This window comes from Mycobacterium sp. DL (genome assembly GCF_039729195.1).
GTDB classification, from domain to species: domain Bacteria; phylum Actinomycetota; class Actinomycetes; order Mycobacteriales; family Mycobacteriaceae; genus Mycobacterium; species Mycobacterium hippocampi_A.
In genome coordinates, this window is the sequence record NZ_CP155796.1 from 233,080 (window position 1) to 246,235 (window position 13,156).

Annotated in this window: 13 protein-coding genes; 10 read left to right on the plus strand and 3 right to left on the minus strand. The window is 66.3% G+C overall.

Annotated features, from left to right (window positions below; translation table 11 throughout):
* Positions 1-165: 165 nt before the first annotated feature.
* From ABDC78_RS01155 to ABDC78_RS01165, 3 genes are read left to right on the plus strand one after another with little or no spacing between them, the layout of a single operon-like run.
* The gene (locus ABDC78_RS01155) at positions 166-828 is read left to right on the plus strand and encodes an O-methyltransferase (RefSeq protein WP_178359778.1); all 663 of its coding nucleotides are present in this window, start codon (positions 166-168) and stop codon (positions 826-828) included.
* A gap of 27 nt (positions 829-855) precedes the next feature.
* The gene (locus ABDC78_RS01160) at positions 856-1,620 is read left to right on the plus strand and encodes a hypothetical protein (RefSeq protein WP_178359777.1); all 765 of its coding nucleotides are present in this window, start codon (positions 856-858) and stop codon (positions 1,618-1,620) included.
* Positions 1,621-1,643: 23 nt separating this feature from the next.
* The gene (locus tag ABDC78_RS01165) at positions 1,644-2,018 is read left to right on the plus strand and encodes an SRPBCC family protein (RefSeq protein ID WP_178359811.1); all 375 of its coding nucleotides are present in this window, start codon (positions 1,644-1,646) and stop codon (positions 2,016-2,018) included.
* On the opposite strand, the gene ABDC78_RS01170 is transcribed toward ABDC78_RS01165, so the two are convergent.
* The gene (locus tag ABDC78_RS01170; RefSeq protein ID WP_178359776.1) at positions 2,005-2,940 is read right to left on the minus strand and encodes an Lrp/AsnC family transcriptional regulator; all 936 of its coding nucleotides are present in this window, start codon (positions 2,938-2,940) and stop codon (positions 2,005-2,007) included. The two genes, ABDC78_RS01165 and ABDC78_RS01170, sit on opposite strands and share 14 nt — an antisense overlap.
* Before the next feature lie 218 nt (positions 2,941-3,158).
* On the opposite strand from ABDC78_RS01170, the gene speB reads away from it, so the two are divergent.
* The 5 genes from speB to ABDC78_RS01195 all read left to right on the plus strand — a co-directional run bounded on the left by speB (position 3,159) and on the right by ABDC78_RS01195 (position 9,270).
* Positions 3,159-4,112: an agmatinase gene (gene speB / locus ABDC78_RS01175; RefSeq protein ID WP_178359775.1), complete on the plus strand. Its 954-nt coding sequence runs from the start codon at positions 3,159-3,161 to the stop codon at positions 4,110-4,112.
* Positions 4,109-5,716 (plus strand): thiamine pyrophosphate-binding protein, encoded by a 1,608-nt coding sequence (locus tag ABDC78_RS01180; protein WP_178359774.1) that lies wholly within the window; start codon positions 4,109-4,111, stop codon positions 5,714-5,716. The genes speB and ABDC78_RS01180 overlap by 4 nt, the downstream gene beginning before the upstream one ends.
* A gap of 10 nt (positions 5,717-5,726) precedes the next feature.
* Positions 5,727-7,193, plus strand: a complete 1,467-nt coding sequence (locus ABDC78_RS01185) for a sodium:solute symporter (protein WP_178359773.1) — start codon at positions 5,727-5,729, stop codon at positions 7,191-7,193.
* Between the two features lie 100 nt (positions 7,194-7,293).
* On the plus strand, positions 7,294-8,379 hold the full coding sequence (gene ripC / locus ABDC78_RS01190) for a peptidoglycan hydrolase RipC (protein WP_178359772.1): 1,086 nt from the start codon (positions 7,294-7,296) through the stop codon (positions 8,377-8,379).
* A 201-nt stretch (positions 8,380-8,580) separates the two neighbouring features.
* A complete protein-coding gene (locus ABDC78_RS01195; RefSeq protein ID WP_178359771.1) occupies positions 8,581-9,270 on the plus strand; it encodes a DUF305 domain-containing protein in 690 nt (229 codons plus the stop codon).
* A 4-nt stretch (positions 9,271-9,274) separates the two neighbouring features.
* Here ABDC78_RS01195 and ABDC78_RS01200 read toward each other — a convergent pair whose 3' ends face one another.
* On the minus strand, positions 9,275-10,462 hold the full coding sequence (locus tag ABDC78_RS01200; RefSeq protein ID WP_178359770.1) for an ATP-binding protein: 1,188 nt from the start codon (positions 10,460-10,462) through the stop codon (positions 9,275-9,277).
* Positions 10,459-11,205, minus strand: a complete 747-nt coding sequence (locus ABDC78_RS01205; protein WP_178359769.1) for a response regulator transcription factor — start codon at positions 11,203-11,205, stop codon at positions 10,459-10,461. The genes ABDC78_RS01200 and ABDC78_RS01205 overlap by 4 nt, the downstream gene beginning before the upstream one ends.
* A 654-nt stretch (positions 11,206-11,859) precedes the next feature.
* Here ABDC78_RS01205 and ABDC78_RS01210 point away from each other — a divergent pair.
* Positions 11,860-12,225 (plus strand): BlaI/MecI/CopY family transcriptional regulator, encoded by a 366-nt coding sequence (locus tag ABDC78_RS01210; protein WP_178359768.1) that lies wholly within the window; start codon positions 11,860-11,862, stop codon positions 12,223-12,225.
* Positions 12,222-13,142 (plus strand): M56 family metallopeptidase, encoded by a 921-nt coding sequence (locus tag ABDC78_RS01215; protein ID WP_178359767.1) that lies wholly within the window; start codon positions 12,222-12,224, stop codon positions 13,140-13,142. Before ABDC78_RS01210 ends, ABDC78_RS01215 begins: the two co-directional genes overlap by 4 nt.
* Positions 13,143-13,156 lie beyond the last annotated feature (14 nt).

A 13,156-nucleotide genomic window follows, 5' to 3' on the forward strand; every position in this document is an offset into this window, starting at 1 on the left:
CTTCCCCCGACTGCCGGGCACTGATACCCAGGTCCATGGCTCGGTAAACCCCGGACCTTCGGGGGCGACCGGTCACAACCTCGAAAAACATTGGGGGACTGGCATTGTGACAGTCCGACCGACCGACCACCGCTGCTCGCCGGGGACCGCGGTAACGTCGCACCTGTGACTACGCCCGACTGGGTATCGCTCGACGACCTGTTCACCCGTGTCCTGCACACCGAGGACGATGCGCTGCGGCAGGCCCGCGAGGCTGGTGACGCCGCCGGGATGCCCGCCATCGAGGTGTCCGCGCAGCACGCCAAGCTGCTGTCGCTGCTGGTGACGATCGCGGGCGCCCGCAGAGTGCTCGAGATCGGCACCCTCGCCGGGTACAGCACCATTGCGCTGGCGCGTGCGGTCGGGCCTGAGGGCGCCGTCGTCTCGCTGGAATTCGAATCCGCGCACGCCGAGGTGGCGCGGCGCAACCTCGAGCGTGCCGACGTTGCCGACCGGGTGGAGATCATCGTCGGTGCCGCGCTGGACACGCTGCCGCAGCTGCAGCAGCGCGGCGAGGCCTTCGACCTGGTCTTCATCGACGCCGACAAGGAGAACAACGTCGCCTACGTCCAGTGGGCGATCACCCTGGGGTCGCCGGGCACGGTCATCGTCGTCGACAACATCGCCCGCAACGGCCGGGTGCTCGATCCGGACCCCGGTGATGAGCAGGCGCAGGCGGTGCGCGCCATGTTCGACATGATGGGCGCGCATCCGCGACTGGACACCGCTGCCATCCAGACGGTCGGCACCAAGGGGTGGGACGGCTTCGCGGTGGCCGTGGTCAAGTAGTGGCCACAGCTGGATGGGACGGGTGTGATGGGTTACCTCGGGTATCGCGACGGCGACGCTGACACGCCGTACGGCCGGTTCTTCCACCCGGAGATGGCGCCACTGCCCCGACGCGTCGTCGAAGCGCTCGAGCACGGTTCGCAGGCCGCCCCGGTCCTCCTCGGATTCGAGGATCGCACAACACTTCTGGACCCCGGGTATCAGCAGACCGAGAACGGTTACGGCACGCTGGCTCTCGGCGGCATCCAGGTGTCGGTACGCACCGACATGCCCGGGGTGACGCCGCAGATGTGGGCCTGGTGGTTCGGCTGGCACGGCAGCGACAGTCGTCGCTACAAGCTGTGGCATCCGCGCGCGCACGTGTCGGCACAGTGGCGCGACAAACTCGGCGACGGGCCCTACATAGGCCGGACCTCGGTGGTCCGGGAGTACCTCGGATCATCATTCACCAAGGCTGCGATCCAGTTCGTCGACCCCGCCGCCCTCGGTCTCAGGGTGCCGGCGGGTGAGGTGGCGGTGTGTGCGCGGTTGGGATCGGGTGATCTGCCGGTCGATGTGGGCTGGCTGATCCATCACGTGCGGCCGACGCCGGAGGGGGCCGAGATGCGATCGCGGTTCTGGATGGGTGGTTCGCTCATCGCGGTCCGCCATGGAAACCTGTTGGCCAACAGTGTCGTTCGTCCCGTTGCGGTCCGTCTGCTGCCTGACCCGCGGGACCTGCTGGTGCACTGCGCACAGGAGATGAACCATCTGGCCGGATTTCTGCCCGAACTGCATGCGCGGTTCGGATAGCGCGCTTGGGGTATCCGCCCGTGGTGTGGACAGTGGACAGACAGATCCAGGCGTCGGCGGATTCGGTGTGGCGCATCCTGATCGACCTCGAGATGTGGCCCCGATGGGGCCTCACGGTCGCCCGGGCCGAACTCGACGGCGCGGCATTCGAACTGGGCGCGACCGGGCGGGTCTGGACCCCGGTCGGTGTTCCGCTGCCGTTTGTCATCACCGAACTCGACCCCGGCAGATCCTGGGCATGGCGCGTCGCCGGGGTGCCCGCCACGAATCACGGCGTCGAACCCGCCGACTCGGGCTGCCGGCTGTGGATGGGCGCGCCGGTGTGGGCACCCGCGTACCTGCCGGTTCTCGAGCTCGCGCTGCGACGGATCGAGCGCATCGCCGTCAGCGCGACGTAGTCGATCCTCCGTCGCTTCGCTCACCCCATCCTGCCGTCGGCTCGATCCCGGAGGCGTAGCTCTCCTTGACCACGTCGAGGTGCGTCCAGCTCTCCAGGGTCCGCACCCCCGGCAGTGCGCGCACCGTGTCCAGCACCTCGACCAGTTGTGCGGCCGAGAAGGCACGCACCGTGACCAGCACGTCGAAGCGTCCGAGTGTGCGCGCGACGAAGATGACCGACGGCATGGCGGCCAGCGTCGCGACCACCTCGTGGTGATCGCCGCCGAGTCGGATACCGAATCCCAGTGCGCTCTGCCGGTCCTGACCCGAATGCCGCACCACGGCACCCACACGGACGACCTTCTCCGCGATCAGTCGCACAACGCGCCGGCGAGCGCCGGCCGCGGACAGTCCGACCGTCGCCGCCAGATCGACATAGGAACTTCGGCCGTCCTGTTGCAGTGCGGCCAGCAGTTTGAGGTCGGTGCCGTCCACCTCGGTGCGGACATCGCCGACGGGCCCGATCACATCGCGCACCACCTCGACGTACATCAGGGTGTCGACTCCCCAGACGCCGGGGAGCGTGCGGAGTTCGGCCACGGCTCTGTCGATGTCGTGCGCGGACGCCGACCGGATCTCGGCGACCAGTGCGTGCGGGCCGCCGGTCAGCGACAGGAACGGGATGTCGTCGCGGCGCGCGAGCTGCTCGGCTACCGGCGCTGCGGGGCCGTGGACGACAACGCTGACGTGGGCCAGGGCGCCCCTGCCGAGGACAGCGGGATGGACCGCTCCGCGGATGACCACCTGTTCGCTCGAGATGAGCCGTTGGATTCGGGCTGCTGCGGCGGATCGGGACAGCCCGACCGTACGTGCGATCTCCCGATGGGTGAGGCGTCCGTCGACCTCGAGCAGTTCCACGATGGCCTCATCGACCTCATCCACCACACACCTCCGAAATTGCCGCCACGAATTTTGGACCGGACCGAGCTGACATATCAGTCGGATAGGGCGCCCCACAGATCATGAACTCCTGGAATGAACAGGATAACCCGACACATCGATATCCGAAACGTCGCTGTAACGATGGAACTGCTTGCGGTGCCGCTGACATGGACTTAACGTGACCCGCACCACATCCCCGAGAGTCAGAGGCACCATCGATGACAGCTCCTGTCGGCCCGGTCGACGCGTCGAAGACGCCCCGTTTTGCAGGCCCGGCCTCCTTCGCCCGGCTGCCACGCCTGGACCAGGTGCCCCGCGCCGACGTCGCCGTCGTCGGCGTGCCGTTCGACTCCGGGGTGTCCTACCGCCCAGGCGCCCGCTTCGGCCCGACCCATGTGCGGGAGGCCTCACGGCTGTTGAGGCCCTACAACCCGGCTCTGGACGTGTCCCCGTTCGAGATCGCGCAGGTCGCCGACGCCGGTGACATCGCGGTCAACCCGTTCAACATCCACGAGGCCATCGAGACCATCGAGGCGGCCGCCGTGGACCTCACCCGCGACGGCACCAGCTTGGTCACCATCGGCGGTGACCACACCATCGCCCTGCCGTTGCTGCGCGCCGCCTCCCAGAAGCACGGCCCGGTGGCGCTGGTGCACTTCGACGCTCACCTGGACACCTGGGACACCTACTTCGGCGCCGAGTACACCCACGGCACCCCGTTCAGGCGGGCCGTCGAAGAGGGCCTGCTCGACACCGAGGCGCTGTCGCACGTCGGCACCCGTGGACCGCTGTATGGCAAGAAGGATCTCGAGGACGACCGCCGATTCGGGTTCGGCATCGTCACGTCCTCCGACGTGTACTACCAAGGCGTGCGCGAGGTCGTCGACAAGCTGCGCCAACGACTCGGCAATCGGCCGGTGTACGTCTCGATCGACATCGACGTGCTCGACCCCGCACACGCGCCGGGCACCGGCACGCCCGAAGCGGGTGGCATGACCAGCCGCGAGCTGCTCGAGATCCTGCGCGGCTTCCGCGGGCTGAACCTGATCGGCGCCGATGTCGTCGAGGTGTCGCCGGCCTACGACCACGCCGAGATCACCGGCGTCGCGGCCTCCCACGTCGCCTACGACCTGGTGTCGCTGTTGGCGATGCGGCACGAGGAGTCTTCGTGACTCGAAACGGAGGCGACGTCGTCGTCGAAACCCTGACAGCGTTGGGGGTTTCGCACGTCTTCGGCATCCCGGGCCAGCATGCGCTGGGCCTGTTCGACGCGATCCGGCGCAGCGACCTGACGTTTGTCAGCTCGCGCGTGGAGAACAACTCGGCCTTCGGCGCCGACGGATATGCCAGGGCCACAGGTGAAGTCGCGGTGCTGTTCCTGTCCACCGGGCCGGGGGCGCTCACCGCACTGGGTGCGTTGCAGGAGGCGTACGCGACCGGCGTGCCGCTGCTGGTGATCGTCAGCCAGGTGCCCCGTGCCGGTCTGGGGCTGCGGCGCGGAATGCTGCATCAACTCGACGATCAGCAGCGCAGCGCGATCAACGTCACCAAGAGCACCGCGGTTGTCCGACATGCCGCCGAGGTTCCGACCCTGGTCGCCGACGCGTGGTCGCTGGCTCAATCGGCGCCCGCCGGCCCGACGTGGGTCGAGATTCCGCAGGACGTGCTGCTCGAACCTGCCGACCTGCCGCCGGTGTCCTCAGTGGTCACCGCGGTTGCGCAACGGCCCCCGCGAGCCGAACTCGTCGATGGGGCCGCCGCGCTCCTGAGTTCCGCTCAGCGCCCGGTCATCCTGGCCGGCGGTGGCGTGCGCCGGTCCAGTGGCGGTCCTGAGGCGCTGGTCGCTCTCGCCGAGAAGATCGATGCGCCCGTGGTTTCGACAGTCGGCGGCAAGGGCGCGATCCGATTCGACCATCCGCTGTCGGCGGCGTCGTGGATCGAGGACCGGCACACCACCGCCCTACTGGAGGGCGCCGACGTCCTGCTGGCTGTTGGCACCGCGATGGGTGAGGTCACGAGCAACTACTTCACGTTTGCGCCCAAGGGTCGGCTGATCCACATCGACGCCGAATCGCGAGTGCTGCAGGCCAACCACCCCGCGCTGGCCATCCACGCCGACGCTGCCCTCGCGCTGGCGGCGATCACCGGGAAGGTGGCACAGCGCAACTCGGCCGACGGCGCTCGGATTGCCGCAGATCTCCGACGGTCGGTGCAGGACAGGCTCGCCGGTCAGGACGTCGCCGCTGAACTCCGACTGATGGACGATCTGCGGGCCGCCGTACCTGCTGCGGCACAGACGTTCTGGGACATGACGATCGCCGCATACTGGGCCTGGTCGGCGTGGGATCCCCAGGACGGCGAGTTCTATTCCGCCCAGGGTGCCGGCGGGCTCGGGTTCGGATTCCCGGCGGCGGTGGCCGCTGCGATCGGCACCGGTGCCCGCACCCTGGCGGTCTCCGGTGACGGCGGCGCGATGTACTCGATCGCCGAACTCGCCACCGCCCGTCAGCACGACGCGGATGTCACGTGGCTGATCGTCGACGACGGCGGTTACGGAATCCTGCGGGAGTACATGACCGACGCGTTCGGCACCGCCACCGCAACAGAACTCGCCCGCCCCGACTTCGTCTCGCTGGCAGCAAGTTTCGGTGTTCCCGCGCATCTGGCAACCCTCGACACCGTCGGCCGGATCATCGCCGAGACATTCACCACCCGCGGTCCCGCGGTTGTTGTTCTACCCGCACTGCTGCGGATGTTCGCCCCCACCCACATTTGAGGAGCACATCATGGGCCACCCGATCGACATCGCGATCATCGTCGTCTATCTCGCCGCCATGCTCGCGTTCGGGTTCTGGGGCAAGTCCCGGACCAAAGACTCCGACGACTTCCTCGTCGCCGGCCGGCGGCTCGGTCCGGCGCTGTACACGGGAACCATCGCGGCCGTCGTGCTCGGCGGTGCGTCCACCGTCGGCGGCGTGGGTCTCGGCTACCAGTACGGCATCTCGGGCATGTGGCTGGTGGTGGCCATCGCCGTCGGACTGCTGGCGCTCAGCCTGCTCTTCGCCGGGCGGATCCAACGGCTCAAGGTGTACACCGTCGCGCAGATGCTGCGGCTGCGGTACGGCGTGGACGCCACGTCGTCCTCCGGAATCGTCATGGCCGCTTACACATTGATGCTGTCGGTCACGTCGACGATCGCGTACGCGACCGTGTTCAACGTCCTGTTGGGCACCAACCGCACGGTGTCGGTGATCATCGGCGGTGCGACAGTCATGCTGTACTCGTCGATCGGCGGGATGTGGTCGATCACGCTCACCGACATGGTGCAGTTCGTCCTCAAGACCATCGGGATCTTCGTCCTGCTGCTGCCGTTCACGCTGACCAAGGCGGGCGGCTTCGACGGCATCCGCGAGCGGGCCGGCGACGCGGTGTTCGACCTGGGCGCCATCGGCCTCCCCACGATCATCACGTTCTTTGTGGTCTACAGCTTCGGAATGCTGATCGGGCAGGACATCTGGCAGCGGGTGTTCACCTCTCGATCGCCCGCGGTCGCCAAGTGGGGCGGCACCACCGCCGCCGTCTACTGTGCGCTGTACGGCGTCGCCGGCGCGGTGATCGGCATGGCGGCGTCAACACTGCTGCCCGACATCGAGGCCAGCGACGACGTGTACGCCCAGATCGCCGAGACGATCCTGCCGGTCGGTATCAGTGGTCTGGCGCTCGCGGCCGCGGTCGCGGCGATGATGTCCACCGCGTCGGGTGCACTGATCGCCACGGCGACCGTGGCGCGCACCGACGTGAAACCGTTGCTGCTGCGGATGATCGGCCGTTCGGAGAAGACGGAAGCCGACGGGCAGCGCGACCTGCACTCCGACCGTCTCTACGTGGTGGTGCTCGGCATCGTCGTCATCGTGATCGCGGCACTGCTCAACGACGTGGTGGCCGCGTTGACGATCGCCTACGACATCCTGGTCGGCGGTCTGTTGGTGGCCATCCTCGGCGGGTTCGTCTGGAAGCGCGCGACCGGTGCCGGCGCACTGTGGTCGATGGGGGTGGGGACCGTGGTCACCCTCGGCACGATGTTCGTCGTCGGCGACGTGCTCGCCAACGAGCCGATCTACTACGGCCTCGGTGCCAGCCTGATCGCCTATGTGGTGGCCAGCCTGCTCACCCCGCGCACCTCACCGGAGGTACTGCAGGTGTGGGACGACCGGCTGGCCGGCAAGGACGAGGTAGTCGTGAAGGCGCCGTAGTCGACACGAGCCGGGTGGACAGTGGCCACCCAACCTCGTAACCTAACCGTGACCTACGTAACTACTACGTACTATCACGCTACCGAAGGTTCCCGCTGTTGTGACTTTGCTTGCGCTTGAAGCCCGATCGCGCGCTGCGGGTGCGCGTGTTGTCTCCATCATCGCGGTTATCGGTGTTCTTGCGGCGCTTCTGGCCTCCAACGTCAGCGCTGATCCAGCGGCCGACGCGCTCGCGGAATTGACCGAGCTGTCGCGACTGGCTGAGCAGACCACGGAGCAGATTCATACCGCACAAATCGACCTTGATGAGAAGCTTGCCGCGCAACAGATTGCGGAGGAAGTGGCGGCCTCTGATCGCGCCACCGCTGACGCAGCGTCGGCCGACTTGACGAAGTATCAGGGCGCAGTCGATACGTTCGCGGCCGCCGCTTATATGGGTGGGGGCTCCGGAACGTTGGAGGCCGCATTGACGGCGACCTCTCCACAGGAGCTCATTGATGAGTTAGCGGTCCAGAAGACGCTTGCTTCGGAGCTGACCGCGCAGATGGTCGCTTTCCGATCGGCCGGTGCGCGAGCCGCCGAGGCCGTGGAGCGGTCCGCGAAGTCGGCGGCGCAAGCGCGGGCCGCGGCTGACGAGGCCGCGGCCGTGCGAACTGACCTCGAGGCCAAACAGCGTCGTGTGGAGGAGCAGATTGCTGCCGTGCAGGCCCGCTATGAGGCTTTGACGCCAGACCAGCAGGCGATCTTGGCCGATCCGGGTCCGTCGCCCCCGCGCATTCCCTCGCCGACGAGTGATCCAAGCATTGTCGCCATGCCGGGCCCAGCCGCCGACGGATCGTTGGGAGGCACGACTGCGATTGTCCAAGCCGCGCTGACGCGGGTGGGGTCACCGTATTCGTGGGGCGCCACAGGTCCGGATGCGTTCGATTGCTCAGGATTGATCAAGTGGGCGTTCTTGCAGAACGGGAAGTCGTTGCCGCGATCCAGTCAGGCGCTTGCTCAAGGCGGGCAGCCAGTGGCCGTTGCAGATGTCCAACCCGGTGACATCGTGACGTTCTATGCCGATGTCTCTCATGCGGGAATCTACATCGGTGACGGGATGATGGTCCATGCGTCGACATACGGGACGCCGGTGAAGGTCGCGCCGATTTCCTCGGCACCGATCCATAACGTCCGGCGGTACTAGGCCGCCTCCAGATGGGCGTCCTTGCCCGTGACCCAATGGGACGGCCTGCGATGAGACTGGTCTGATCGGCGAGGTGTCTTCATCAAATCTTCACCGGAACACGAACCGTCCCATACTCCGAGTCGCCAGGCTTGAGGAGGCGGCGAGTGTGCTGCTGCGTGGACGCATGAGGTCCCATAGGTGCGTGAGGAAGGAAGTGCAATGCAGCACAAGCGATATGGATTTGGACTCGCGGCGCTAGCGTCGTCGGTCCTGTTTGTCGGGGCCTGTTCGGATACAGCAACGGACTCTCCGCCATCGACCAACACCACATCGGCAGCAGCGTCGGCCTCGCCCAGCGATGCCAGCGGCGACGCTGCCCACAACGACGCTGACGTGATGTTCACCCGCGGCATGATCCCTCATCACCAGCAGGCGATCGAGATGAGCAATATGCTTCTCGGCAAGCAGGGTATCGATCCCGAGGTCAGCTCGCTCGCCGAGGAAATCAAGAACGCTCAGGGGCCTGAGATCGAACAGATGCAGGGCTGGCTCCGGGAGTGGGGAATGTCGTCCGCGCCGGGCGGCAGCGGAATGCCTGGGCACGACATGCCTGGCCATCAAATGCCAGGCGGCGGCGACATGGGCGATATGGGCGACATGCCTGGTATGAGTGGCGGCGGCCACGGCATGATGTCGGAAGCCGACATGGCTGCGCTTCAGAATGCGCAGGGCGAGGAGGCCGCCCGGCTCTTCCTGACACAGATGATCGAGCATCACCAGGGCGCGATCATGATGGCCCAGCAGGAAATTGACAACGGTCAGTTCCCGGCAGCGGTCGAGATGGCAGGAAACATCGTGTCCTCGCAGCAAGCAGAGATCGACACGATGCAGGACATGCTGGACAAATAACAGTTCAGAGTTGGACCCGTCGGGTTTGCACTGGCTCGGCCTGGATGGACGGCGCCTCGTCCCGCGGTTGGGCGACAGGCAGATCGACGGTGAAGGTTGCACCGGTGCCGGGTCCGGCGCTCGCTACGGCAATTGATCCGCCGTGAGCCTCAACAAGTGCCTTGGCGATGGCGAGTCCTAGCCCGGCGCCGCCGTGCTGGCGGTCACGGGCCGCGTCTACGCGGTAGAACCGTTCGAACACCCGGGTGACGTGCTCGGCGGCAATCCCTTCACCGGTGTCGGCGACGGCGATGCTCAACCGGTCCCCGTCGCGGACACAGCTGATTTCGACCAAGCCGCCGGAAGGCGTGTGCCGCAGCGCGTTTTCCAGCAGATTGCCCAAGACTTGGGAGAGCCGTTGCTCGTCGGCCCACAACGACGGTAGTGCCTGCTGGAGGCGTACGCGGAGTGCAACTCCTCTGGTGTCGTAGCGTTCCTGCGCCGCGGCGACACATTGACGCGTCAAGCGGCCAATATCGATGGTGTCGTACGACATGGAGACTGCGCTTTCCTCGGCCTTGGCCAGCGCGGCGAGGTCATTGGAGAATCGCACCAGCCGGCGAGTCTGGTCGCGCAGCATGGCTGCTGTCTGCGGTGTCAGGGTCCGCACTCCGTCCTCGAGGGCCTCGATGTAGGCCTCTAGCACCGCGACTGGTGTGCGGATCTCGTGCGCCAGGTCTCCGAATAGCCGCTGCCTCGTCGAATCAACCGATTGAAGCTGGGAGGCCATCTGATTGAAGGCGGTGGAGAGCGCGTCAAAGTCGTCGCCCAGTCGCGGCGGCGACACACGGATGTCGTAGTTCCCTTTGGACACGTCCGTCGCTGCGGAGGCAACTTCGGTGATGGACCGCTGGAGTCGTCGACTGACATAAAAGCTGACTGCCAGCGCGGCCAGCGCCGATACTGCGAGGGCGCCCCCGATCGACATCACCGTTGCATAGCCGTAGGCCTCCTCGGCGTGCACCTCCTCCGGGGAGTCCACCGGCACCCCGGCACGGTGCAGATGTTCGCGAAACAGCGGAGGCCCGACGACAGCGGCCACCACCGCGGTCGTCGCGGCCCCGGCCACCAGGACAATGGCTTGGGCCGCCAGCAGTCGCAGCCCGATGCCAGGCCGTCGGCGCCGCCGGGGTGTTGACGCAGGCGGGGTCACTGTCCCGTCCCCATCCGGTATCCCACACCTCGCACCGTGGCGATGTAGCGCGGGCGCGTTGCATCGTCGCGAAGTTTGCGCCTCAGATGACCGATGTGCACGTCGACGAGGTGTTCGTTGCCGACCCAGGGGCCGTCGCGGACGATCTCGAGAAGCTGACGCCGGCTCAGTACAGTGCCTGGACGGCCTGAAAGGGCCTCGAGGATGTCGAACTCTGTGCGGGTCAACAAGATCTGCTCGTCGTCGATGCGTACCTCACGGGCGGCGACATCGATGCTGAGCGCCCCGAATCGCCGCGGTGGTGTGATCTCGAGTTCGGCACCTGCGACGGCCGATTGCAGTACGCGGGGCCGACGCAGCATGGCGCGAATGCGCGCTACCAGCTCACGCGGGCTGAAGGGTTTGGTGATGTAGTCATCGGCGCCGACGGTGAGGCCGACGACGGTGTCGATTTCGGTGTCGCGAGCGGTGAGCATCACGACGTAGGCGTCGGAGAACGTGCGCAACTGCCTGCAGACTTCAAGTCCATCGATGCCGGGCAGACCGATGTCGAGGACGACGACATCAGGGTCGAAGTCGCGCGCGATGGCGATCGCGTCGGCGCCGTCGCCGGCCACGACGGCCTCGAACTGCTCGCGTTCCAGATAGCTGGCAACCACTTCGGCCAGGGGAAGTTCATCGTCGACGACCAGCGCACGGTATCCCTTCGTCTGCTCAGACGATGTGAACGGGTGGTGCGTCATGTCCAATATGGTGCCCGCTGATGAGGCCGCGGTGGCCCAATCAGCCGGAGCCCGGCTTGATCTTCAGGAGATCTTTACAGGACGCATACCGATAGCGTCCTTCGGTTGGTCGACACTGTCTGCGTAGGAGGGCGAGATATGGGCTGGCTGATGGACGTTTGCCTGAGCCGTCTTGGTTGGGAAGCCTGGTTGATCCTTTGTGTTGCTGTCGTCGTGTTGTGGGTGGTCGCCATCGCTGGGGCGGCGGCCGTATTCGATGCATCTGCACGGCCGCGGCGTTCCGACCGCCGTGATGCACTCGAGGAGCCTACGCACGGCCACGCTGAAGCGGACTGACTCATCAGCGGTGCAACCGGTACTGCTGCGCGGCCGGTAGCAGGAGTGGGGGTGGCTGCCGGTGGCCGCGAGTCGGGCAGGGCGGTGTGCCGACGTGGCATGTCCAGAGGCCTACACCGCGGTAAGTACGTACTTAGTTAGTACTGCGTTGGAACGTACATCTCTGCGAAATAAGGAGAAACGCCTGTCCCAGTCTGAACTCGGCAACACCTGGTCAGGTCCCCGGCGTCTGGGCTGTTGGCCGCTACATTGGGAGGCTGCAGGGTGCCGCGCTGTGCGAATCGGCTACCTCGTCAGAGCGGGCAGGAGTTGCGGCGGATGGAACAGCGAGGATTCGGCGATCTCGAAGCGGTGGTCATGGACTGGGTGTGGGATCACCAGGAGCCTGTCACAGTGCGTGACGTGTTCGAGGACCTGTCACAACAGCGACCTATCGCGTACACCACGGTGATGTCGACCATGGACAACCTGTATCGCAAGCGGTGGCTCAAACGGCAGCGAAACGGCAAGGCATATGTGTACCGGGCGGCGATGAGTCGTGAGGAGCGGTCAGCGCGGCTGATGAAAGCTGCATTCGACGCCGGCGGCGACACCAACACCGTGCTGGCATTTTTTGTCGAGCAGATGAGTACTGAGCAGTCGGCGCAACTCAAGGCGGCGCTGCGTAAGGGGCGGCGACCATGACGTCGGCTCTGTGGCTGGTGCTCTACGGCGTGGTGTTGGCGTGGCTAGCTCCACCGGTACTGCGGCGCCTTACTGGTGGCGGAGTGAGCCCGACCATGGGTGTGGCCGCCTGGCTGGCCACGGTGGCCGCAGTGCTTGCGTCGTGGCTGGCGGCAGTTCTGCTGGCGGTTAACGCGACGTCGGACAGCATCCTCGACGGCTCGGTGGTGACCCTCTGTCTGGAACTGTTCGGGTTCTCCGATCACACGCCGCTGGCTGGACGCCTCGGGTCTATTGCACTCATCGGTGGGGGGCTACTGACTTCGGCGGTCGTAGCGCTGCGACTCGGACGCTGCCTGGCCAGACTGCGTACTCGAAGTCACGAGCACGCTCATGCGGCGCGCATCGTCGGTCGGCCTACCGACCATCCCCGCGTCGTCGTCGTCGAGGCCGACCTTCCCGCCGCGTACTGTGTCATCGGGCGTCCCCATGCGATCGTCGTGACCTCGGCGGCAGTGAAATCGTTGAACCGATCGGAACTGAAAGCGGTTCTCGCGCACGAGGATGCGCACCTTTCAGGGCATCATCATCACATTCTCATGGTGCTGCGTGCCCTCGCCGCCACCCTTCCCCATCTACCCTTGTTCGCCTCCGCTCACCAGGCTGTGGCGGAACTGCTGGAGATGTGCGCCGACGACACCGCCGCTCGTCGCGTCGGCACTCGTCCTTTACTCTCGGGGTTGCTTGCGCTGGCCGGTCACCGACCTCCCGTGGCCGAAGGTCTGGCCGCGGCGGCAACGGCGGTCCTTATCCGCGCCGAGCGACTGGTCACTCCGACGCGTCGGCACGTGCGGTGGCGTCACCGCGCTCTCCTGGTTACCGCCATCGCCGCCATGATCACCACTCCGGCGTTCATACAGATGCTCTGCCACCACTAGGTGCCATCTAGCAC

What these genes read in the sequence shown, in the direction of transcription:
- ABDC78_RS01160 (WP_178359777.1), top strand. Translation starts at nt 856, where the DNA reads ATGGGTTACCTCGGGTATCGCGACGGCGACGCTGACACGCCGTACGGC.
- speB (WP_178359775.1), top strand. Translation starts at nt 3,159, where the DNA reads ATGACAGCTCCTGTCGGCCCGGTCGACGCGTCGAAGACGCCCCGTTTT.
- ABDC78_RS01185 (WP_178359773.1), top strand. Translation starts at nt 5,727, where the DNA reads ATGGGCCACCCGATCGACATCGCGATCATCGTCGTCTATCTCGCCGCC.
- ABDC78_RS01195 (WP_178359771.1), top strand. Translation starts at nt 8,581, where the DNA reads ATGCAGCACAAGCGATATGGATTTGGACTCGCGGCGCTAGCGTCGTCG.
- ABDC78_RS01205 (WP_178359769.1), bottom strand. Translation starts at nt 11,205, where the DNA reads ATGACGCACCACCCGTTCACATCGTCTGAGCAGACGAAGGGATACCGT.
- ABDC78_RS01210 (WP_178359768.1), top strand. Translation starts at nt 11,860, where the DNA reads ATGGAACAGCGAGGATTCGGCGATCTCGAAGCGGTGGTCATGGACTGG.
- ABDC78_RS01215 (WP_178359767.1), top strand. Translation starts at nt 12,222, where the DNA reads ATGACGTCGGCTCTGTGGCTGGTGCTCTACGGCGTGGTGTTGGCGTGG.